Genomic DNA, 21,360 nt, shown 5'->3' on the forward strand with positions numbered 1-21,360 from the left:
ATGAGTTTTACAAAGGAAAGTGTAAATAAGACACCAATCGTAGATACTGTATTTGTGATCGTAGACAAGGCTAAAAAAGCTAAAGAAGAAGTGGGTGCAGAAAATGTTGTCGATGCGACAATAGGTTCTCTTTATAGTGAAGATGGAACGCTAGTTGCCTTAGATACTGTTTTTGAATCTTTAAAAAAGCAGGATAATCGAGTGCTTGCCAAATATGCGACAAGCTTTACGGGAAATCCCGATTTTCAAAAAGCTGTTTATGACTGGGTCTTGGATGGAAATTCAAAACTATATCATGAAGTTATTGCGACTCCGGGAGGAACCGGTGCAGTTGGCATGGTTGTCAATGAGTGTTTAGAAGAAGGACAGACAATTATCTTGCCAGAAATTGCCTGGGGTTCTTATGCTTTGATGGCACAAATGCATAATTTAAAGGTAGAAAACTACTCTTTATTTGAAGGAGATCATTTTAACTTAACGTCTTTTAAAGAAACTTGTAAGAAGGTCATGGAAGTACAGGATAAACTTGTCATGATCATCAATGATCCTTGCCATAATCCAACTGGTTATTCTTTGACAAAGGAAGAATGGAAAGAAGTTGTTGATTTCTTAAATGAGTGTTCAAAAACGCATAAAGTTGTGTTGTTAAATGATATTGCGTATATCGATTTTTCGTATGGACAGGCAAAGGCGAAAGAGTATTATTCTGTATTTGATGGAATTAGCGATAATATGGCTGTCATCGTTGCGTTTAGTTTGTCTAAGTCTATGACAAGTTATGGTCTACGCTGTGGAGCGGCCATCATCATGGCACAACAAGAAGAAATCGTGCAGGAGATCAAGATCGTATTTGAAAAGGAAGCTAGAGCAACCTGGTCAAATATTAACAATGGGGCTATGGCTATGTTTGTTGATGTATTAGAAAATCATTTGGATGAATATAATAAGGAAAGAAATTATTATGTAAATCTATTAAAAGAAAGAAGCGATATCTTTGTCAAAGAAGCCAATGAAGTTGGTTTAAAACACTATCCATATAAAGAAGGATTCTTTGTCACATTGTCAATGGATAATGAAACTCGTGATAAATACCATGAAGCTTTGATGGCAAATCATATTTATACGGTAAAAGTAAACAAAGGAATTCGTGTTGCGGTATGTTCTCTTTCACTAGACAAAATTAAAGGTCTGGCGAAAAAGATGAAAGATATCTTAGATTCCTTAAACTAATAGCTTTATTTTCTTAATAAAAAAGGAGTTCAGAAACATCTTAGGATGCCTCTGAACTTTTTTAATTGCCATAAAAATCTTTTAAGAATTTATTCTTGTATTCTTCAAATCGTTCTTCTAAGATAGCTTGATGAATCTCTTCAGTTAAACGAATAATAAATCGAAGGTTGTGTGCAGTAGCCAGATTAAAGTATAGATATTTGTCTTCTTTGTTTTCGGATTTTAAAAGCTCGCGAAGTCTTTTCTTTGTCCATCCAGCTTGGCAGGTTGGACAATCACATCCAATATCTAATGGCTCCTCGCTGTCAGTGAATTTTTTGATACTAATGTTACCGTGACGAGTATAAATTCTTCCATGTCTTGCTTCTCTGGATGGGGCAACACAGTCAAATGTATCAGCTCCATTTTGGGCACCGATCAAGATATCATCCGGCCTAGATAAGCCTAATAAGTGTCTTGGTTTATGTTCAGGTAATTCTTCATTACACCATTTTAAGATTTCTCCAAGACTTTCCTTTAAGAAGGCTCCACCTAATCCGTATCCATCAAAATCCATCTTAGCGAATTTTTTACAGGTAGAACGTCGTAGATCTTCCCATCTTCCACCTTGGATAACGCCATAAAGCGCTTGATAATAGCCTAGATCCATATGGCGTTTTTTGTGTTCTTCAAGACTACGAAGGGCCCATCTTTCCGTTCTTGCCAAGGCCTCAACATTGTATTCATAACTATCTGCTAAAGAAGTTAATTCATCATAGGCCATATGGATATCAGCTCCAATACGACATTGGATCTGCATGGATTCTTCTGGACCAATGAAATCTTTTTGATTGGTGAAGGGATCAAAGAATTCAACACCATCTTCACTGACATGAGCGAGTCTTTCTTTTGGATCGGTATTGGTAACTTCTTTTTCACGGTCCATGCTGACAACCTTGCCCATACCAGAGCCCAATGACATGACTTGGAATCCTCCCGAATCAGTTAGTGTGGGTCCATTCCATCCCGACCAGGCTGCTAAACCCCCTTTTTGAGCGATTTCAGGAGATATATTTCTTAAATGATATCCATTAGATAACATGGCTTGAGCATTGATGGCATGAAGATCTTCCATGGACATGAAACGAACTTCTCCATAGGTTCCTACACACATAAAAGCAGGTGTCTTGATATCACCATGTGGTGTATGAATGATGCCAGCTCTTCCGAGTTGTCCAGGAATGCGTTTTGTGATTTCGAAACTAAATGTATTGTTGTTTTGATAGTTATGATTCATGTGTTATCTTTCCTTCCAAGTGTTTTTGAATGATCATTTCAATTGGTGATAAAACGATTTCTAATACTAATCCTAATATATATGCAAATCCAGCTTGTATCAAGAATTCATTGAATGATAATACACCTAAAAAGGCAATGGTCTCAAAAATAAAAGAGTCAATTAAATGGGCAAAGGCGCTGGAACCTAAAGCACGGGCTATGAATACTCTTTCAAAGATGCCTTTTCTTTGTTTAAGTTGAGTAAAAATATAATTATTAAGCAGATTGGATAAGACAAAGGCTATCAAAGAGCCAAGAATGATCCTTGGCGTGAACCCTAATACGTTTTGAAAAGAGTTCTGTAGGCTCCAACCTGGATAGGGTGGTAAGGCAATGACGATATAAAATATAAGGATAGCTATGATATTGATCAGAAAACTTGAAAAAATGATGTTTTTAGAAATTTTTTGACCATAAAATTCGATTGTTAAGTCACCTAATATGTAAGTGAATGGAAATAAGATGACGCCGCCATCAACAGCGATATCAAAAAAATTCCACAGTTTAACTGCGCAAAGATTGGATATCAATAGAGCACCAGCGGATAAGGCGGTGAAATAAATCAATAGTTTTTGTTTAAAATTTAGCATGACGCTATTATAGCATACTTATAAAAAGATATAGAATTTTTCAATCTTTTAAACTTGATTTTTCATTTGAATGAATATGTAAATTATATTTGATTTTTGTTTTGACAATTAACGTTGATTTAACTTTTGAGTAATGGTTTTTTAACATGCAGGCTCTATATTTTTAAGTGTGCTTAGGAGGAGAAATCAAGGATGAAAAGTAAACTATTGAAGGCTGGTCTTTGTGCTTTGGTAGCATGTGGATGTCTTACAGGATGTGCAGAAGAAAGCGCAGCAAATACAGTCGATCTTAATTCTATGACATTTGAAGAAATAGCTCAAAAAGCTTCAGAAGATGGAGAAGTAAACTCAGTTGGTATGCCAGATACATGGGCAAACTGGGGAGAAACTTGGACAGAAATCGAAGAAACTTATGGTATCACTCATACAGATACAGATATGTCGAGTGCTGAGGAATTAGCATTGTTTGCTAATGAAGCAAACGACGCAACAAAAGATATTGGAGATGTTGGTCAGTCATTTGGACCAGTAGCGGAAAAACAAGGTGTTACACTTCCATATAAAACATCTTATTGGGATTCAATTCCAGATTGGGCTAAGGATGATGATGGTGATTGGATCATTGGTTACTACGGAACGATTACCTTTATTACAAATACAGATCTTGTAGATACAGCACCTACAAGTTGGCAGGATATTCTTGATGGTGACTATACAGTAACAATTGGTGATGTTTCTGTAGCAACACAGGCTCAAAGTGCCCTATTAAGTGCTGCAATCGCATTTGGCGGAAGCGAAAGCGATATCCAGCCAGGGCTAGATTTCTTTAAAACATTGGCTGAAGAAGGTCGTTTAGACATGGGTGATACAAGTGTGGCTCGTCTTGAAAAAGGTGAAATTGAAGTAGCAGTGTTATGGGATTATAACTCTTTGGGTTATCGTTCTCAGATTCAAGCAAACAACCCAGATGCAAACTTTGAAGTATCAGTACCAACGGATGGAGCAATCCAGAGTGGATATTGCACGATTATCAACGCTTATACAAAACGTCCATATGCAGCTGCTGCGTCAAGAGAATATATTTTGTCTGATGAAGGACAGATCAATCTTGCCAAAGGATTTGCTCGACCAATTCGTGATGATGTTGTTTTACCAGAAGAAGTACAGGCACAGTTATTACCAGATGAACAGTATACAAATGCCCGTTTTATTGAAGATCAAGAAGCTTGGGATGCTGCTGTAGCTGATCTTGCAACATCTTGGCAGGAAGAAGTAGTAGCTTATGCACAATAAAACAGTGTTTGTTTTGTTGGATGGGTTACAAAGTGAATACGCAAAAGAACATTTAGGATATTTAGAACATCTATGTGAAAAACAAAGAGCGGCAAAATATGAAGTGCTGGGAGAACTTCCTAGTGCTTCCCGCCCTATGTATGAAACAATCTTTACCGGCTTGGAAGCATATGAACACGGTATCGTGAACAATGGTATTTGTCGTTTATCGAACCAACAGCATTTGTTCAAAATGCTTCATGAAGCCCATAAAAAAAGTCTTACTTTAGCATATTATTGGATCAGTGAATTGTATATATCGGCTCCTTTTGATAAAGCGAAAGATGTATATCACAACGATTCAAGTTCCTGCATAGACCAAGGCTTTTTTTACTATGAAGATGTTTTCCCAGATAATCATCTTTATTCACTTTCTTCCAGCTTTATGGAAAAAGAAAACTATGATTTTGTATTCATCCATCCAATGAGCATTGACGATGCAGGACATAAATTTGGTTCGGGTTCTAAAGAATATGCCAAGACAGTAATGGATAATGATAAACAGCTTTCAACCTATATCCCAAAATGGATCGAAGCTGGATATAACGTAGTAGTAGGTGCAGACCATGGTATGAGCCAGAATGGATATCATGGCGGAAACAGTGATGAACAAAGAAGAACTGCACTTTATATTATCAGTAATGATGTCGTCTGCGGATATCATGAAAAAGAATTAACAACTTTACAGATGGCACCATTATTGTGCAAATTGTTAGGATTAAAACCAACAAAACGGATGAAAGGATTGGAGGTCGCTTTTAATGAATAAGTCTTTAAAGGGAAATAAAATGTATTTGATAGGTTTACTTCCTTTCTTTTTAATTGCGTTTTTATTCGAAATATTACCACTTGCCAATATTGTGATTGAAAGTTTTTCAAAAACAGGAGGAAATGGTTTTACTTTAGAGCATTTTGTAAAGATCTTTACGACAAGACTATATCAGCAATCTATTTTTAACTCTTTATGGATTTCCATTTTTTCTGCTTTAGCAGGTATTATTATTGCATTTTTAGGCGCTAAAGCTGCTAATGCAGCTAGTGCTAAAGTTCGTAATATTTTTACCAGTGTATTAAATATTACAAGTAATTTTGCTGGGGTACCTTTGGCATTTGCATTTATGATCTTGTTAGGAAATGTAGGTATCTTGACCTTGATTGGGAAAAACTATGGAATCAGTTTTTTGGCAGATTTTGATTTGTATACGATCAATGGGTTGTTGTTGACATATATTTATTTCCAAATCCCGTTGGCAACTTTATTAATGTTACCAATTTTTGGCGGATTAAAAAAAGAATGGAGAGAGGCAGTTGGTCTTTTAGGAGGGAATAGTTTCCATTATTGGTTTAAAGTTGCTATTCCATCATTATTGCCTAGTATCTTAGGTACATTCTCTGTTTTATTTGCCAATTCCTTAGCGGCATATGGTACAGCTTATGCTCTTTTAAGCAATAATATTGCTTTGTTACCAATTCGAATTTCACAACAATATGTTGGTGAAGTTGTCCAGAATCAGGAATTTGGATGTGCCTTATCTTTAGTTATGATGGCATTGATGGTACTTTCAATTTTGATTACTAATAAATTACAGAAACGAGCTGGAGGAGGCATGGCATGAAAGTAAAAACACATATTTGGGACGGGATCATATTATTCTTGATTGCTGCATTTTTGATTCTTCCTTTGGCATTAACTTTTTTCTATTCTGTATTTACCGAGTGGATGGATATTCTTCCAACAGGATTTACGCTTAGCTTTTATGCAGGAATCTTTTCTGATGGAGCTTTCATTAATTCACTGTTGAGATCAATCGTAATATCGTTTGTTCCTGTTGTAATTTGTACTATTTCTATTCTATTAGTGCTGTATGTCATAACACTATATATTCCAAAATTAGAAAAGTATATTGAAATATTATGCAATATTCCATATGCAATTCAAGGTGTAATTTTAGCTGCGGGCGTAATCTCTCTTTATTCAGGAAAACCCGGGTTTTTATCAAATCGTGTATTTCTTTTAGTAGGAGCATATTGCATTATTATTTTGCCTTATATATTTAGAGGGCTAAAAAATACTATCGGAGCTTTAAATGTTCGATGTGTGATTGAAGCGGCTCAAGTACTGGGCTGCTCGAAACTACATGCATTTTTTACAATTGTTATTCCTCAGATGAAAAGAGGTATCATATCAACGATGATGTTAGCTTTTACGATGCTGTTTGCAGATTTTGTCGTTGTAAATATGATTGCCGGAAGTTCATTCAGAACAGCTGGAATTTACTTGTATCAAACAATGTCTAAATCTGGACAGACATCCAGTGCAATCATCGTAATCTTGTTTATTACGACTTTGATTATTTCAACTTTAACATTGGCAATTCAGAATAAACAGGCGACAAAAGGGAGGAAGTCATAATGGCATATATTGAATTTAGAGGAATTTGTAAAAGCTATGATGGAGTCAATCAAGTTTTAAAGAATATTGATCTTGATGTAGAAAAAGGTGAATTGGTTACTTTGTTGGGACCAAGTGGTTGTGGAAAATCAACGCTTCTACGTTCATTAGCTGGACTTGAACAAATTAGTTCAGGAAAGATCATCTTAGATGGTGAAGATATTACCAACTTACCAGTACAAAAACGTGGTATTGGCATGGTTTTCCAGCAATATTCTTTATTTCAGAATATGAATGTAGAAGAGAATATTGCCTTTGGTCTTAAGATAGCAAAAATGGATAAATTGACAATTTCAGAAAAAGTTAAAAAAGCTATTGAAATGGTTGATCTTGTAGGTAAGGAAAAAAGTTATCCTTCACAGTTATCTGGTGGTCAGCAGCAGCGTGTTGCTATTGCTCGTGCTATAGTAATGGAACCTAAAGTGCTTTTGCTAGATGAACCATTAAGTGCGATTGATGCAAAGTTAAGACGTGAACTTCAGGAAAAGATCAAGAATGTTCAAAAGAAGTTAAAAATTACAACAATCTTTGTAACTCACGATCAAGATGAGGCGATGATCATGTCCGATCGAATTCATTTGATGAATCAAGGCATTATTGAACAAAGTGGAAAACCAGTTGATTTGTATACACATCCAGTTTCTAAATTTGCGGCTGAATTTATTGGACATTACAATATTTTAGATAAGTCAAAATTAAATATTTTGTTACCTTTGGAAAAGTTTGATGATGGTTTCTATGCAATCCGTCCAGAAACGGTTCAAATTCAAGGAGAACCAATTATGGATAATGGAATGTATACTTTTGAGGCTGTAGTTGAAAACTTTATCTCTCGAGGAAATGTATTGCGTTATACATTACGTTGTGGAGATGTTTTCTTTACTTCCGAGGTATTGTTCAGAAGTTTTGCCTTGTTTGAAGAAGGGCAAAAAGTATATGTAGGCATTGAGCCTCATAACATTTTATCTATCAGAGATTGACAGGTCATTTAATGGCCTTTTTTCTTTTTATCATGTATCATGTTTTATGGGTGATATTTTTATGTGGATCATATTAGGATTAGTTGCTATTGTTTTTATGATATTAAATATTGTAATAAGAAATCAACATGGCTGGTTAGGATATATTAGTTTAGCTTTCACGGCTTTAACGGTATGTGCTTTTTATCAGAATGCCGCAAATTTTGTGGCTCAGGAAGATTTTTCAGCATTAATGGATATTGTGCCTACAATGTCGAAAATCTTATGGGTATGTACGTTTATTTCTATTGTAATAAATTCCATTTCTTTATTTAAACGAAAATAACTATATTTAATGTTTGAAATACTACAGTAAAATATGGCCGCAGTAAATGCGGCTTTTTCTTCAGGTGGAAATATAGTTTTTGCACAAACAATACAGGAACCTGAAATAATAATCACCGATAGATCGCTAATCAGGCGCTTAGCTGGCTATATAGTATGAAGGATGATAGAATAAGATCAGTGTTCAGGATGAATGACATTCTTAGAAAGAGGAGAACATGAAATTTAAAAATTCAAAAGTTGTCATTGTAGGAGCTGGAAATGTTGGTTCTACAACTGCATACAGCATTATCAATCAAGGCTTATGCGAAGAAATTGTTTTGATTGATGTAAATAAAGAAAAAGCATATGGAGAAGCATTGGATATGCAACATGCGATTCATTTTATGAATCGAAACATTACGATTCATGCAGGAGATTATGAAGAATGTAAAGATGCAGACATCGTAATCATTACCGCAAGTGCACCAATGCCAAAGGATTCAAACAATCGTTTGGAAATGTTAAAACCAAGCATTCAGATCATGAAGAGCATTGTTTCTTCTGTTATGGATAGTGGTTTTTCAGGAATCTTTATTGTTGTTTCAAACCCAGTTGATATCATGACATATCTTGTATGGAAGTTTTCGGGTCTTCCTGCAAAACAGGTTATAGGAAGTGGAACGGCTTTGGATACCGCAAGATTATGCTGCAGCCTGGCATCGATGTATGATCTAGATTCAAAAAGTGTTCACACATTTATTTTAGGAGAGCATGGTGATAGTGAAATGGTTGCCTGGTCTTCTTCGACAATTGGTGGAAAAAGTTTAACGGATGTTATGAGCGATAATGCAGATCGTACAAAGAATGAAACGAAAGAAACATTATTAGAACAAACTAAAGCAGCTGGTTGGGAAATCTTTAGTAGAAAAGGGAATACTTGTTATGGTATTGCCGCTTCAACAACAGCTATTGTTAAATCAATCTTGTTTAATGAAAACCGTATCTTACCAGTCAGCGTTTTAGTGGAAGGCTTATATGGTATTGATCAAGTCTATCTATCTGTTCCTACGATCTTAAATAGTAGTGGAGCTAAAGAAACAGTAGAAATTCGTTTGTTGCCGGAAGAAAAGGAAGAATTGATTCAATCCGCTAAAATCTTAAGCTCATTTTATGAGGAATTGAAATAAGTCGAGTATATCTCGACTTTTTTAGTATGCATTTTAGTTATACTAGTTTGCAAAATTGGTATTGTACACTAAATTGATCTATTTCTATAATTTGATTAACTAGGTCGATATAAAAGTGAGAATTTTAAATATTCTCATTGATTGTCTGATTTGTGAAATAGGAGGAATTCTATATGAAAAAACTTAGGAGCAAAACCTTATTTGTTTCCACAACCTGTTATGATTATCGCAAGTTATGATGAACATGGAAAAGCGAATGTGATGAACGCAGCCTGGGGTGGTATTGTTGGAATGGATCAAATCATTATCTCTTTAGGTGATCATCAAACTACGGATAATATCATGACTAATAAAGCATTTACTGTAAGTATGGCAGATGTAGAGCATGTGGCTGCATGCTGCTTTAAAGAGTGGGGTAGATCCTGTTTCGATCAAAGAAACTGTTTATCAGGCAACAGCTTATCTAGGTATTGGACGTGTTCATGATTTTCTAGTTGCGACAAATAAAGTGATGGAAGAATTTGGGGTTACATTGCCATTGCCTTCACAAAAAACTGTGACAGAGAAGACAAGATTTCATGATGGATTGGAAAAACAAGTTTCCTTGTTTGGCCCAGGTATGAGAAAACAACAGACAGATGCACCAGAATTAAGAAGCAATGTCAATCGATGGTTAGCAGATAATTGTTTTGGAGATTATTATACTCGAAATGGTTTAAATGATAGGGAACGAGAAATGATCACATTCTGTTTTATTCTTGCCCAAGGTGGATGTGAAAATCAGCTTCGAGGTCATACAGCTGGAAATATCATGGCAGGAAATGATAAGTCAAAGCTTTATAGCATTGTAGAACAGTGTATGCCTTATATTGGATATCCTCGAACTTTAAACGCAATGAATATCATTGATGAAGTAGCAGATCAATTATCAAAATAAGATATAGTCGCTTAAATGATCAAGCGGCTTTTTTTGATGAAATCTAATGAATAAAGCTTCCTTTATCGGCAAAAATTGTGAAAATTTAAATCTATTTTATGTTAAAATATTGCCGATGCATGATATACTTGATATAGTGGAATGAATCAATAAAGATTATGTGAACCTAGAAAATGATGTGAATTCATTGTTGCCTTTGTATGTTAAATATTCAACTATAACGATAAAAAGGCTTGTAAGATATTTTACAAAAAGGGTAATGATTGAACTTTATGGTTGAATGGAGGAAATATGAGATATCTTTCGGTAATAGAAATAGCAAAAAAATGGAATATATCTGAACGCAGTGTAAGAAATTATTGTGCTCATGGGCGTGTGCAGGGGGCTTTTCTTACAGGAAAGACTTGGAATATTCCTGAGAATGCTGAAAAACCAGAACGTTCCAACAAAAAGAAAGGACATACGCTTACTTTGTTGGATATTTTACGGGACCAAAAAGAAGGAAAATATTCCGGTGGTATTTACCACAGGACACAAATTGATTTAACGTATAACTCCAATCATATGGAAGGGAGTCGTTTGACTCGTAATCAGACTAGATATATTTTTGAAACCAATACTGTCGGTGTAGAGAATGAAGTTCTTAATGTAGATGATGTAATTGAAACCGTAAATCATTTTCATTGTATTGATCTGGTCATAGATCATGCAGATGATATTTTAAGTGAAAAGTTTATTAAGGAACTTCATCTGACTTTGAAAAATGGAACCAGCGATTCTAGAAAAGAGAGGGTTGCAGTGGGAGAGTATAAGAAAATACCTAATGAAGTGGGTGGCATGGATACTGCTTTGCCTGAAGAAGTTGCCGATAAGATGAAAATGTTATTGAAAGAATATAACGTAATCAAAGAAAAGACACTTGAAGACATCTTGGATTTTCATGTAAAATTTGAACGAATTCATCCTTTTCAGGATGGAAATGGTCGCGTAGGTAGATTGATCATGTTTAAGGAATGCTTGAAACGCAATATAGTTCCATTCATTATCGAGGATAATCTGAAACTGTTTTATTACCGTGGGTTAAAAGAATGGGATAATGAAAAAGGGTATCTAACAGATACCTGCTTGACAGCACAGGATAAGTATAAAACGTATTTGAACTATTTTAGGATTGCGTATTAAGTAGAGGCAAGATGTATTTCTGTGTGCAGATGATTTGCAGAATGAAATATATGAAATAATAATGATTCTTGGAACAGGCAGGAAATGAAGCTCAAGGAGTAACAGATACTATTTCAAATGGCGAAACTGCCCTTTGAATGAAGGAGTTTTTTCAATTGATTATGGATACTTCTATTATTATGCAAAGAAATTGCATGCCAAATGGGGAAGTTAGATAGCACTGCAGGAAATACTTGTGGTGATGTTTGATTCGTTAACTTCTAATAAAAATTATACATCTATGTGAATAAATTGAATCAAAAGTCTTGAAAACACGATAAATATAATTATTAAATAAGAGCAAGATGTTAACGTCAGGCAAGGAGTATTAGCCCTAAATCAAATTCTTCTATATTGTGGTATAGGTAAAATTGGGAGCTCAAATCTATTTTGTTATTGTCGCAAACTTGCCTATGTTGGCATGAGTAGGCCTAAGAAACTGTTATGCAATGTGATACAAGCAAATACTTATAAAAAGCAAGGGAGTATTCGCTGATTTGAGGGAACAAGGATTAATGTTAAGTTTGACATCGACAATGGATGACTACTATGATTTCTTACTCTCTAAATCTAGAAAACTATGATAAAATAAGCACAGTAGTAAAAAATTTCAATTCTTACTACGTTTGATTGCCTCAGCTTGCTCTGTTTTGCTGCATTTTGCGCAATCTGTGATATTTTTAACAATCTTAGAGTAAAATTTATAGTTGGTAAACTGTGACAAATTGAAGCAGAATACGATATTTTAGGAGAGTTTTCGTGTATGATTAAAATATTATTTGTCTGTCACGGCAATATTTGTCGAAGTCCAATGGCTATGTTTATTATGAGAAAGCTGGTTCAAGATAAAGGATTGGAAAATGAGTTTTTGATTGAATCGGCCGCAACAAGTACAGAAGAAATTGGAAATGACATGTATCCATGTGCAAAGCGAAAGTTAAGTGAGAAAAAGATTCCATATGCAAGACATAGAGCTAGACAAATTAGAGCTAATGAATATGATGAATGGGATCATATCTTTTGTATGGATCGAAACAATATGCGAAATATTCAATATATCATTCGTGAAGATCCAAAACAGAAAATTCATAAGTTGCTGGATGGAAAAGATGTGGCAGATCCTTGGTACACAGATGATTTTGAGACGGCATATCAAGATATTTATACCGGTTGTGTTATCTGGCTTGACAGAATCTTAAAAGTTAATAAAAATTAACAGGCAAATTTAAGCATAACATGCGATAATACCAACGAGGTGGTTCTATGTTCAAACAAAATCTTCATACTCATTCGCTGTATTGTGATGGAAAAGATACGATCGAAGAAATGGTTCAGGAGGCAATTTCCAGAAATTTTGATGTGCTTGGATTTTCAGGTCATGGTTATTGCAGCATTGATACATATTCCATGCCATTTGATGAAATGGAAAAATACATCCTAGACGTACAACAGGCAAAAGAAAAGTATAAAGATCAGATTTCTGTTTATCTAGGAATAGAACAAGATGTCTTGGGAAAACGTTTTGAAAAGAACGATCCTTTTGATTATATTATTGGAAGTGTTCATTTTGTGAATGTAGCAGATCAATATCTGGCAGTAGATATGGATAAAAATACAACAGAGAAAATCGTTGAATTTTGTGGGGATTTTTTAACATATGCTAAGGTCTATTATGAAGAAGTAAAAAAGATTGCTGCTATGGATGAAGTGGATATCGTAGGACACGTCGATTTATTGACCAAATTCAATGAAGATGAATCTTTTATTCGATTTGATAACTTGGACTATTTAGCACTAGCCAAAGAATGTATTGATGAGTTGATCAAGGCCAATAAGATATTTGAAGTGAATACAGGGGCAATTGCCCGTGGTTATCGCAAGAGTCCCTATCCACATAAAACATTGTTGGAATACATTCATCAAAAGGGTGGAAAGATATTGTTAAACAGCGATTGTCACAATCGATTTAAACTAGATTGTAACTATAAAGAATCTCTCGAATTGATCAAAGAGTGTGGATTTCAATCTATGATGGCATTTGATGGAAAGAAATTTGTCGAGAAGGATCTTGATGAATTTGGATATTAAATTATAGTGGAAGTAATCTTCTCCAAACTATATAATAGATATGTTTGGAGGAGCTTTTTTTTATGACATATGAAACGGTGTTACAAAAATCAAGAGAAGTCATGGGACCATATTGTAAAAGCTGTCCTATTTGTAATGGAAAGGCATGTAGAAACCAAATTCCTGGTCCAGGAGCTAAAGGTGTTGGTGAAACAGCAATCCGCAACTACGATGCATGGCAGAAGATTTATTTAAATATGGATACGATCGTAGATAATGTTGAAGCAGATACAAGTTTAGAAATCTTTGGGAAGACATTTAAATATCCATTCTTTGCTGGTCCGGTTGGAGCTGTGCAGTTGCATTATGGAGATCTTTATGATGATGAAAAGTATAATAATGTTCTAGTTGAAGGCTGCAAAGAAGCAGGTATCGTCGCGTTTTGCGGGGATGGAAAAGATCCAAAGATCATGCAGGATATAACGGTTGCGATCAAGAAAAATGAAGGGATGGGAATTCCAACAATCAAGCCTTGGAATAAAGAAGTATATATGGAAAAATTAAAGCTGGCTATCGACTCAGGGACATTTGCGATTGCGATGGATATCGATGCAGCTGGTTTACCATTTTTAAAGGGTTCTATTCCACCAGCTGGAAGAAAGAGCGTTGAAGAACTCAAAGAAATTATTGATCAAACACCAGTGCCGTTCATTGTAAAAGGAATCATGACCGTAAAAGGGGCTTTAAAGGCTAAAGAAGCAGGAGCCAGTGCTATTGTTGTTTCCAATCATGGTGGACGAGTACTGGATAGCTGTCCGGCTACAGCAGATGTCTTAGAAGATATCGTAAAAGCCGTTGGGCAGGATATGAAGATCTTGGTTGATGGTGGTATTCGCAGTGGAACAGATGTGTTTAAGGCTCTTGCATTAGGAGCTGATGGAGTCATTATTGCCCGTCCATTTGTCAATGCGGTATATGGAGGAGCCAAAGAAGGAATCCAGACTCTAGTAGATAAGCTTGGTTTAGAATTAAAAGATGCCATGGAGATGTGTGGCGCCAAGAGTTTGAGTGATATTTCAAGAGATATGATCTGTAAATAAAGACTGAAGAAATTTCTTCGGTCTTTTTACTTGTTATATACAGTTAAGGGGTATATAATGCAGATGTGTATAGGAGGTATGGGTATATGGAATGTAGATTTAAAGATCAACCAAGAGATGAAAAGGAATTAAGAAATTTAAAAAGTCGTATTCATCGTATCATTGGTCAATTAAACGGGATAGAAAAAATGTTAGATGACAATCGCTATTGTGGAGATGTGCTGGTACAGATTTCGGCTGTAGAGAGTGCACTGCAGTCAGTTGGATATATCGTATTAAAAGATCATCTTGAAACTTGTGTGCGAGATAAAGCCAAAGCCGATGATCCAGAAGTAATGATGGAGGTCATGGAATTAATTAAAAAATTGAAATAGAAAGAAGGTGGTGCTTTTGAAGGAGCAGCAGTTTGATGTTGGAGGTATGACATGTGCAGCATGTCAGGCTAACGTTGAAAAATGTGTATTAAAATTAGATGGTGTTAAAAATGTCGATGTATCCTTATTGTCGAATTCTATGAAAGTTGAATATGATGAAGACAAGGTGGATGAAGACAAGATTAGTTTAGCGGTAGAAAATATTGGATATAGTGCAAGCGCAAAGGGCAAGAAAAAAGAAAGTGAAGGTTTTAAAAAGGAGTGGGATGATCGTCAAAAGCGAGTACAGGACGAACAAAAACACGCCAAACAAAGATTGGTTTATTCTTTGATCCTGCTGGTACCTTTGATGTTGATTGCGATGGGGCCCATGATGGGGATCCCAATTTTGGAAGGCGAAGAAAATGCGATGATTTCCAGCATCACCCAGCTTTTACTAGCAACAATTATCTTGTTTATCCAGAATCATTTCTTTGTGCATGGATTTAAAGCGTTGATAAAAAGAGCGCCAAATATGGATTCATTGGTTGCGATTGGTTCTTTAGCTTCATATGTATATGGTTTATATTCTGTATATAGGATGGCATATGGTTTTGGCTATGGAAATATGGAAATGGTACATCATGCGATGCATGCCTTATATTTTGAATCAGCAGCTATGATCGTAACATTGGTCAGTGTTGGGAAATATTTAGAATCTAGATCCAAATCAAAAACAACGGATGCCTTAAGCAAGTTGGTTGATCTGGCACCAAAAAGTGCTACGGTCATTCGCGATGGAAAAGAGATCTTGGTATCGGCATCAGAAGTGATGCAGGGGGATATCGTAGTCATCAAACCAGGCCAAAAGATTCCCGTTGATGGAAAGATCATTTCAGGAACTGGGTATGTAGATCAATCCACTATTACTGGTGAAAGCATTCCAGTTGAAAAACAACCGGGGGATATGGTTATTTCCGCAACCTTAAATCAAAATGGTTCATTTAAATTTGAGGCATTAAAAGTTGGTGATGATACGACCCTGGCACAGATCATTCGTCTTGTGGATGAGGCTGGAAATTCTAAGGCTCCAATTGCCAGATTGGCTGATAAGGTAAGTGGAATCTTTGTGCCGATCGTTATTGGGATTGCCATTGTAACTGCAATCGTCTGGTTGGCATTAGGACAAAGTTTTGAATTTGCTCTCTCTAATGCGATCAGTGTGCTAGTTATTTCCTGTCCTTGTGCTTTAGGCTTGGCTACACCGGTAGCTATTATGGTAGGAACTGGTAAAGCAGCCAGCCAGGGTATCTTGATTAAATCAGCTCAAAGTCTAGAAACATTACATAGTGTAGATACGATCGTTTTAGATAAAACAGGTACGATCACTTCAGGAAAACCATCGATTCAAAATATTGTCAAATATAAAGATATGTCAGATGATGCTTTTCTTGCTTTAGCAGCATCGATTGAACAGGGAAGTGAGCATCCTTTGGCTTTGGCTATCTTAAGCAAGGCAAAACAAAAACAACTTTCTTTAAAGAGTGTTGAAGAATTTGAAGCTGTTGGAGGAAAAGGAGTCAAGGCAAAGATAGATGGGCAAACATATTTTGCAGGGAATTCTATCTTTATCAAAGAAAATGGCATTTCCTTTAATGAAAAAGATATAGAAAAACTGGCAGATGAAGGAAAGACACCTTTGATCTTTACGGATGAAACAGAAGCGATTGGAATTATTGCGGTTGCCGATACGATTCGTAATACCAGCAAGGCAGCTATTCAAGAATTCAAACAAAAAGGTTTTCATGTTGTTATGTTGACCGGAGATAATCAAAGAACAGCTAAAGCGGTTGCCCAAGGGTTGTATATCGATGAAGTGATCTCGGATGTATTGCCGGCGGATAAAGAAAGTGTCATTCGAAGATTACAAAGTGAACAGCGTAAAGTTATGATGGTTGGAGATGGTATCAATGATGCACCAGCCTTGATGCGTGCAGATATTGGTGTTGCCATTGGACAGGGAACCGATATTGCGATTGATTCGGCAGATATCGTCTTGATGAAAAATTCATTATTGGATGTGAATACCGCAATAGATCTTAGTACAGCTATCATTCGTAATATCAAGATGAATCTATTCTGGGCTTTCTTCTATAACTTTTTAGGAATCCCTGTTGCAGCTGGTGTCTTCTATCCATTATTTGGGTGGTTGTTATCGCCGATGATTGGTTCAGCTGCCATGTCTTTAAGTTCAGTTTGTGTTGTGACAAACGCATTGCGTTTACGTTTCTTTAAGCCTAGTGTAATTAATGTAAAAGATGAAGAAACTATCATAGAAAAGGAGGAAGTAAAAACTATGAAGAAAACTATGATCGTGGATGGAATGATGTGTCAAAATTGTGTAAGACACGTTAAAAATGCTTTGGAAGGTGTGGATGGTGTAATCAGTGCCAATGTAGATCTTGATTCTAAATCAGCTGAAATTGAGATGAGTCAAAAAATCGCTGATGAAGTTTTATTCAATGTGGTAAAAGAAGAAGGATATACACCTTTGGAAATTCATTAATAATAAAAAATTCGATGACGCAATTATAGCGAAATCGAATTTTTTTTGTTATTCAAGATAAAGAATGACTTCTTGTTCTTTTAATGATTTTTTCATATCGATAACTCTTTGGTTTTCGCTTCCGCGAAAAGCTAGAGAGATATTCTTTTTGGCTTCAATAAATGGACCATCCACCAAAACGTCTAAATACGATAACATTTCATCTGTTACTTCACAATGCTTTCTGCCGCCATCCAAAAGATCCTGGTCTAAGACAAATCCTGTGTAGCTCCAAATAGTTTTGTTTGGAAGTTCTTCACGTGCTCTTTTTAATAGGTGGACCAATTCTCTTTGATTCTCGGGTTCGAATGGTTCGCCCCCTAGAAGTGTTAAGCCGCTGATATAGGGAGCTTTTAAAGCTTCGATGATTTCATCTTCTGTTTCTTTTGTATATGGTTTTCCATAGTTAAAGTCCCATGTTTCCGGTTGAAAACAGTTTAAACAATGGTTGGTGCATCCAGATACAAACAAGGTTACACGAACGCCTTCGCCATCGGCAATATCGTATTTTTTTATATTTCCATAATACATAACCGTTATTGATATCACATGTATGATTTGTGATTTCCTCCTTGGTTTCATTATACCAAATTCAATATCATTATTCTTTATATTTGCGCACGATCTTATCGATAAAAGCTTTGATTTGTTTGGCTTTGTTATATCCTTTGATGTGAATGTCGGTTTGAACACGGGTTGGTTGGTTGCAGGTATAGATTCCTAATACTGAATTGTCTTTCATGGTGATTTTTAGACCGACATAGAAAGATCTTTCCAGAATATTGGCTTGTGTCATCCATTCAACACCAGCTACGATAATGTGTTTAAAAGGCTCTTCTTTTCCTTTGTAGTGAGCAGCCTCGTTTAGGATCTCACATTTTTTGATTTGGCGATAGTCATAAGTTCCTTTGGTTCCATTTAAGATGATCATTGTTTTATCTCTTTTATCAAAGATGACTTCATCGAAAATAACTTTTGTTCGATGGTTGTGTTTAGAAAGATCTATGTGGATCAAATCTTGAAAGTTTACATCGTAGAATTTGGCGTAGGCATGGATTGTATCGAGATCTGGTTGGGATTTTCCGGTTTCATGATTGGATATGGTTTGATGGCTGACATAAAGTTGTTTGGCTAATTCATCTTGGGAATAGTTATGTAATGTTCTAAGATACTTTAAATTGTTTGCTAGATTGGTTGACATAAAGATGACCTCCTTTCTTTACTACATCATAATACAGGTTTGATTCTTTTGTCATGCAAAGAATCTTTGCATAGAAAAAGACCTTTGATTTCGGGGATCAAAGGTCTTCTAGGGGGTTATAGATGCATTACGCGTTCTTTGATTTCTTGTGTACGTCCCTGGTTCCAGAACTGAGTTCCGATATAACCGCATGTACGTCTTGCGACATTCATCTTTTCCTGATCGTGGTTTCCACAGTTTGGACATTCCCAGATCAATTTATGGTTTTCATCTTCTACGATCTGGATTTCACCGCTGTAGCCACATACCTGGCAATAATCGCTCTTTGTGTTCAATTCAGCATACATGATGTTTTCATAGATGTGCTGCATGATTGCCAATACGGCGTCGATGTTGTTTTCCATGTTTGGAACTTCTACATAAGAGATGGCTCCACCTGGAGAAAGTTTCTGGAACTGTGCTTCAAATGTTAATTTATCGAAAGCGTTGATTTCTTCCGTAACATGAACGTGATAACTGTTTGTGATATAGTTTTTATCCGTTACATGAGGAATGATACCAAAGCGCTCCTGCAAACATTTAGAGAATTTGTATGTTGTAGATTCCATTGGTGTTCCATAGATACTGAAATCGATATTTTCTTCGGCTTTCCATTTAGCACATGCATCGTTTAGATACTGCATTACTTTTAAGCCAAAAGATGTTCCTGGTTCTTCTGTGTGTGGTCCGCCTGTCATGTAGTATACACATTCGCATAATCCGGCGTATCCTAATGAAATTGTAGAATATCCATTGAATAGTAATTTGTCGATTGGTTCACCTTTTTCAAGACGAGCTAAGGCACCATTTTGCCAAAGGATTGGTGCTACATCGCTTGGTGTTCCTAACAAACGTTTATGACGGCACATCAAGGCTTCTTTACATAGAGCTAATCTTTCGTCCATGATCTTCCAGAAGGCTTCTTCATCACCTTTTGAAGAACATGCTACGTCAACTAAGTTGATCGTAACTACACCTTGGTTGAAGCGTCCATAATATTTAGGTTTGCCGTTTTCATCAACGTATGGAGTAAGGAAAGAACGGCATCCCATGCAAGGGTAGCAGTTTCCGTTTCCATTTTTATCTACTTTAAGTTCCAACATCTTCTTTTCAGAGATGTAGTCAGGGACCATACGTTTTGCGGTGCATTGAGCTGCAAGTTTTGTAAGGTGCCAATATTGACTTCCTTCGCGGATATTGTTTTCTTCCAATACATAGATCAATTTAGGGAAGGCTGGTGTAATGAAAACGCCTTTTTCGTTTTTAACACCTTTGATGCGCTGTTTTAACATTTCTTCAATGATCAATGCCAAGTCATCGCGTGTCTGTCCTTCTGGTACTTCGTTTAGATACATGAATACAGTTACAAATGGAGCTTGTCCGTTTGTTGTCATCAAAGTAATGACTTGATACTGAATGACCTGTACACCTTTTTCGATTTCTTTGCGTACACGCATTTCAGCAATTTTGTTTACTGTCTCTTCACTTGAATCAAGATTAGAAGCAATCAATTCTTCTTTAACTTCACGTCTTGCCTTTTCGCGACTTACCTGTACAAATGGGGCAAGGTGAGAAAGGGTGATGCTTTGTCCGCCGTATTGAGAACTTGCGACCTGAGCAATGATCTGTGTGGCGATATTACATGCTGTAGAGAAACTATGTGGTTTTTCAATCATCGTTTCAGAAATGACCGTACCATTTTGTAACATGTCTTCTAAGTTAACCAGACAGCAATTATGCATGTGCTGGGCAAAATAGTCTGAATCATGGAAGTGAATGATTCCTTGTTCGTGAGCTTCAATTACTTCTTGAGGTAACAGGAATCGTTTTGTTATGTCTTTTGAAACTTCGCCGGCCATGTAGTCACGCTGTACGCTGTTAACTAATGGGTTCTTATTTGAGTTTTCCTGTTTTACTTCTTCATTGTTTCTTTCCAACAAGCTTAAGATCTGCTTGTCTGTTGAATTGGCTTTGCGGACAAGTGCTCTTTCATAACGATATGTGATGTAATTATGCGCTACTGCGAAATAATTTTCTCGCATGATTTCTGTTTCGACCATATCCTGGATTTCTTCTACGCTTGTGCTTCGCTTTAATGATTCAACTTTGTCGGAAACGCGTTTTGATATTTTTAAAATCGTGGCTTCGCTCATTTGGGAATGAGAGGTAGCTTTGTTTGCTTTGCGGATGGCATTTTCGATCTTAGAAATATCAAAAGCGACTTCTTCACCGCTTCTTTTAATAACGTTCATACTAAATCTCCTTATCTTTGTACTACTACTTAAACACAAAATAGTTGACGGTTCAACTATTTTGACTGTGTACTTAGAGTATACATCGAAAATTTTAAAAAACAACCTTGTATTTTCTCTAAAAAAGTGCATTCCCTTTATATAAAGGGAGGTTGTAAAAAAAGAATTTTAGTTTGTTAAAATGTACAAAA

The 21,360-nt window shown here is 36.0% G+C and carries 21 protein-coding genes; 16 read left to right on the plus strand and 5 right to left on the minus strand.

Features of this window, described 5'->3' with window-relative positions; genetic code table 11:
- Positions 1 to 1,230: a pyridoxal phosphate-dependent aminotransferase gene (locus PND65_RS00715; RefSeq protein ID WP_271989999.1), complete on the plus strand. Its 1,230-nt coding sequence runs from the start codon at positions 1 to 3 to the stop codon at positions 1,228 to 1,230.
- 61 nt (positions 1,231 to 1,291) lie between these two features.
- On the opposite strand, the gene tgt is transcribed toward PND65_RS00715, so the two are convergent.
- Together tgt and PND65_RS00725 are read right to left on the minus strand one after the other, a co-directional pair.
- A complete protein-coding gene (gene tgt / locus PND65_RS00720) occupies positions 1,292 to 2,506 on the minus strand; it encodes a tRNA guanosine(34) transglycosylase Tgt (RefSeq protein WP_195190729.1) in 1,215 nt (404 codons plus the stop codon).
- On the minus strand, positions 2,496 to 3,137 hold the full coding sequence (locus tag PND65_RS00725; protein ID WP_022356282.1) for a queuosine precursor transporter: 642 nt from the start codon (positions 3,135 to 3,137) through the stop codon (positions 2,496 to 2,498). Before PND65_RS00725 ends, tgt begins: the two co-directional genes overlap by 11 nt.
- Before the next feature lie 192 nt (positions 3,138 to 3,329).
- Here PND65_RS00725 and PND65_RS00730 point away from each other — a divergent pair, with 192 nt between their 5' ends.
- From PND65_RS00730 to PND65_RS00800, 15 genes are all read left to right on the plus strand, one after another.
- Entirely contained in the window at positions 3,330 to 4,430 is a 1,101-nt protein-coding gene (locus PND65_RS00730; RefSeq protein WP_195376241.1) for an ABC transporter substrate-binding protein, read from the plus strand.
- Positions 4,420 to 5,238 carry an alkaline phosphatase family protein gene (locus tag PND65_RS00735; protein ID WP_271989997.1) on the plus strand — a complete coding sequence of 273 codons (819 nt, stop codon included), beginning with the start codon at positions 4,420 to 4,422 and terminating at the stop codon, positions 5,236 to 5,238. The genes PND65_RS00730 and PND65_RS00735 overlap by 11 nt, the downstream gene beginning before the upstream one ends.
- Positions 5,231 to 6,085 carry an ABC transporter permease gene (locus PND65_RS00740; RefSeq protein WP_022356285.1) on the plus strand — a complete coding sequence of 285 codons (855 nt, stop codon included), beginning with the start codon at positions 5,231 to 5,233 and terminating at the stop codon, positions 6,083 to 6,085. The genes PND65_RS00735 and PND65_RS00740 overlap by 8 nt, the downstream gene beginning before the upstream one ends.
- Positions 6,082 to 6,882, plus strand: a complete 801-nt coding sequence (locus PND65_RS00745; RefSeq protein ID WP_015535434.1) for an ABC transporter permease — start codon at positions 6,082 to 6,084, stop codon at positions 6,880 to 6,882. The genes PND65_RS00740 and PND65_RS00745 overlap by 4 nt, the downstream gene beginning before the upstream one ends.
- Positions 6,882 to 7,901, plus strand: a complete 1,020-nt coding sequence (locus PND65_RS00750; protein WP_022356286.1) for an ABC transporter ATP-binding protein — start codon at positions 6,882 to 6,884, stop codon at positions 7,899 to 7,901. Before PND65_RS00745 ends, PND65_RS00750 begins: the two co-directional genes overlap by 1 nt.
- 61 nt (positions 7,902 to 7,962) lie before the next feature.
- Positions 7,963 to 8,226 (plus strand): hypothetical protein, encoded by a 264-nt coding sequence (locus PND65_RS00755; RefSeq protein ID WP_271989995.1) that lies wholly within the window; start codon positions 7,963 to 7,965, stop codon positions 8,224 to 8,226.
- A 217-nt stretch (positions 8,227 to 8,443) separates the two neighbouring features.
- Positions 8,444 to 9,394: an L-lactate dehydrogenase gene (locus PND65_RS00760; RefSeq protein WP_022356291.1), complete on the plus strand. Its 951-nt coding sequence runs from the start codon at positions 8,444 to 8,446 to the stop codon at positions 9,392 to 9,394.
- A gap of 201 nt (positions 9,395 to 9,595) precedes the next feature.
- Positions 9,596 to 9,880 (plus strand): PNPOx family protein, encoded by a 285-nt coding sequence (locus PND65_RS00765; RefSeq protein ID WP_271989992.1) that lies wholly within the window; start codon positions 9,596 to 9,598, stop codon positions 9,878 to 9,880.
- On the plus strand, positions 9,780 to 10,331 hold the full coding sequence (locus PND65_RS00770; protein ID WP_271989990.1) for a carboxymuconolactone decarboxylase family protein: 552 nt from the start codon (positions 9,780 to 9,782) through the stop codon (positions 10,329 to 10,331). Before PND65_RS00765 ends, PND65_RS00770 begins: the two co-directional genes overlap by 101 nt.
- A gap of 291 nt (positions 10,332 to 10,622) precedes the next feature.
- Positions 10,623 to 11,513, plus strand: coding sequence for a Fic family protein (locus tag PND65_RS00775; protein WP_271989987.1), 891 nt, complete (start codon positions 10,623 to 10,625; stop codon positions 11,511 to 11,513).
- 802 nt (positions 11,514 to 12,315) lie between these two features.
- Entirely contained in the window at positions 12,316 to 12,768 is a 453-nt protein-coding gene (locus PND65_RS00780) for a low molecular weight protein-tyrosine-phosphatase (protein ID WP_195376233.1), read from the plus strand.
- Positions 12,769 to 12,815: 47 nt separating this feature from the next.
- Complete coding sequence (locus PND65_RS00785; RefSeq protein ID WP_271989984.1) at positions 12,816 to 13,640, plus strand: histidinol-phosphatase; 825 nt, start codon at positions 12,816 to 12,818, stop codon at positions 13,638 to 13,640.
- Positions 13,641 to 13,702: 62 nt separating this feature from the next.
- A complete protein-coding gene (locus PND65_RS00790) occupies positions 13,703 to 14,719 on the plus strand; it encodes an alpha-hydroxy-acid oxidizing protein (RefSeq protein WP_271989981.1) in 1,017 nt (338 codons plus the stop codon).
- A gap of 86 nt (positions 14,720 to 14,805) precedes the next feature.
- Positions 14,806 to 15,093, plus strand: coding sequence for a metal-sensing transcriptional repressor (locus tag PND65_RS00795; RefSeq protein ID WP_271989977.1), 288 nt, complete (start codon positions 14,806 to 14,808; stop codon positions 15,091 to 15,093).
- 10 nt (positions 15,094 to 15,103) lie between these two features.
- Positions 15,104 to 17,638: a heavy metal translocating P-type ATPase gene (locus PND65_RS00800; protein ID WP_271989975.1), complete on the plus strand. Its 2,535-nt coding sequence runs from the start codon at positions 15,104 to 15,106 to the stop codon at positions 17,636 to 17,638.
- Positions 17,639 to 17,686: 48 nt separating this feature from the next.
- On the opposite strand, the gene nrdG is transcribed toward PND65_RS00800, so the two are convergent.
- The 3 genes from nrdG to nrdD form a co-directional block, all read right to left on the minus strand.
- Positions 17,687 to 18,208, minus strand: a complete 522-nt coding sequence (gene nrdG / locus PND65_RS00805) for an anaerobic ribonucleoside-triphosphate reductase activating protein (protein ID WP_271990110.1) — start codon at positions 18,206 to 18,208, stop codon at positions 17,687 to 17,689.
- A 70-nt stretch (positions 18,209 to 18,278) separates the two neighbouring features.
- On the minus strand, positions 18,279 to 18,878 hold the full coding sequence (locus PND65_RS00810; RefSeq protein ID WP_271989972.1) for a helix-turn-helix transcriptional regulator: 600 nt from the start codon (positions 18,876 to 18,878) through the stop codon (positions 18,279 to 18,281).
- Between the two features lie 116 nt (positions 18,879 to 18,994).
- A complete protein-coding gene (nrdD, locus tag PND65_RS00815; protein ID WP_035402498.1) occupies positions 18,995 to 21,169 on the minus strand; it encodes an anaerobic ribonucleoside-triphosphate reductase in 2,175 nt (724 codons plus the stop codon).
- Positions 21,170 to 21,360: the final 191 nt, after the last annotated feature.

It is taken from the genome of Faecalitalea cylindroides (assembly GCF_028321995.1).
GTDB lineage: Bacteria > Bacillota_I > Bacilli_A > Erysipelotrichales > Erysipelotrichaceae > Faecalitalea > Faecalitalea cylindroides.

Bases quoted from the DNA above. Each gene is read 5' to 3' on its own strand.
- PND65_RS00810 (WP_271989972.1), bottom strand. From the start codon at position 18,878: ATGTCAACCAATCTAGCAAACAATTTAAAGTATCTTAGAACATTACAT.
- tgt (WP_195190729.1), bottom strand. From the start codon at position 2,506: ATGAATCATAACTATCAAAACAACAATACATTTAGTTTCGAAATCACA.
- PND65_RS00785 (WP_271989984.1), top strand. From the start codon at position 12,816: ATGTTCAAACAAAATCTTCATACTCATTCGCTGTATTGTGATGGAAAA.
- PND65_RS00730 (WP_195376241.1), top strand. From the start codon at position 3,330: ATGAAAAGTAAACTATTGAAGGCTGGTCTTTGTGCTTTGGTAGCATGT.
- PND65_RS00735 (WP_271989997.1), top strand. From the start codon at position 4,420: ATGCACAATAAAACAGTGTTTGTTTTGTTGGATGGGTTACAAAGTGAA.
- PND65_RS00760 (WP_022356291.1), top strand. From the start codon at position 8,444: ATGAAATTTAAAAATTCAAAAGTTGTCATTGTAGGAGCTGGAAATGTT.
- PND65_RS00715 (WP_271989999.1), top strand. From the start codon at position 1: ATGAGTTTTACAAAGGAAAGTGTAAATAAGACACCAATCGTAGATACT.
- PND65_RS00770 (WP_271989990.1), top strand. From the start codon at position 9,780: ATGTGGCTGCATGCTGCTTTAAAGAGTGGGGTAGATCCTGTTTCGATC.
- PND65_RS00740 (WP_022356285.1), top strand. From the start codon at position 5,231: ATGAATAAGTCTTTAAAGGGAAATAAAATGTATTTGATAGGTTTACTT.
- PND65_RS00795 (WP_271989977.1), top strand. From the start codon at position 14,806: ATGGAATGTAGATTTAAAGATCAACCAAGAGATGAAAAGGAATTAAGA.
- PND65_RS00755 (WP_271989995.1), top strand. From the start codon at position 7,963: ATGTGGATCATATTAGGATTAGTTGCTATTGTTTTTATGATATTAAAT.
- PND65_RS00725 (WP_022356282.1), bottom strand. From the start codon at position 3,137: ATGCTAAATTTTAAACAAAAACTATTGATTTATTTCACCGCCTTATCC.
- PND65_RS00745 (WP_015535434.1), top strand. From the start codon at position 6,082: ATGAAAGTAAAAACACATATTTGGGACGGGATCATATTATTCTTGATT.
- nrdG (WP_271990110.1), bottom strand. From the start codon at position 18,208: ATGTATTATGGAAATATAAAAAAATACGATATTGCCGATGGCGAAGGC.
- PND65_RS00750 (WP_022356286.1), top strand. From the start codon at position 6,882: ATGGCATATATTGAATTTAGAGGAATTTGTAAAAGCTATGATGGAGTC.
- PND65_RS00775 (WP_271989987.1), top strand. From the start codon at position 10,623: ATGAGATATCTTTCGGTAATAGAAATAGCAAAAAAATGGAATATATCT.
- PND65_RS00790 (WP_271989981.1), top strand. From the start codon at position 13,703: ATGACATATGAAACGGTGTTACAAAAATCAAGAGAAGTCATGGGACCA.
- nrdD (WP_035402498.1), bottom strand. From the start codon at position 21,169: ATGAACGTTATTAAAAGAAGCGGTGAAGAAGTCGCTTTTGATATTTCT.
- PND65_RS00780 (WP_195376233.1), top strand. From the start codon at position 12,316: ATGATTAAAATATTATTTGTCTGTCACGGCAATATTTGTCGAAGTCCA.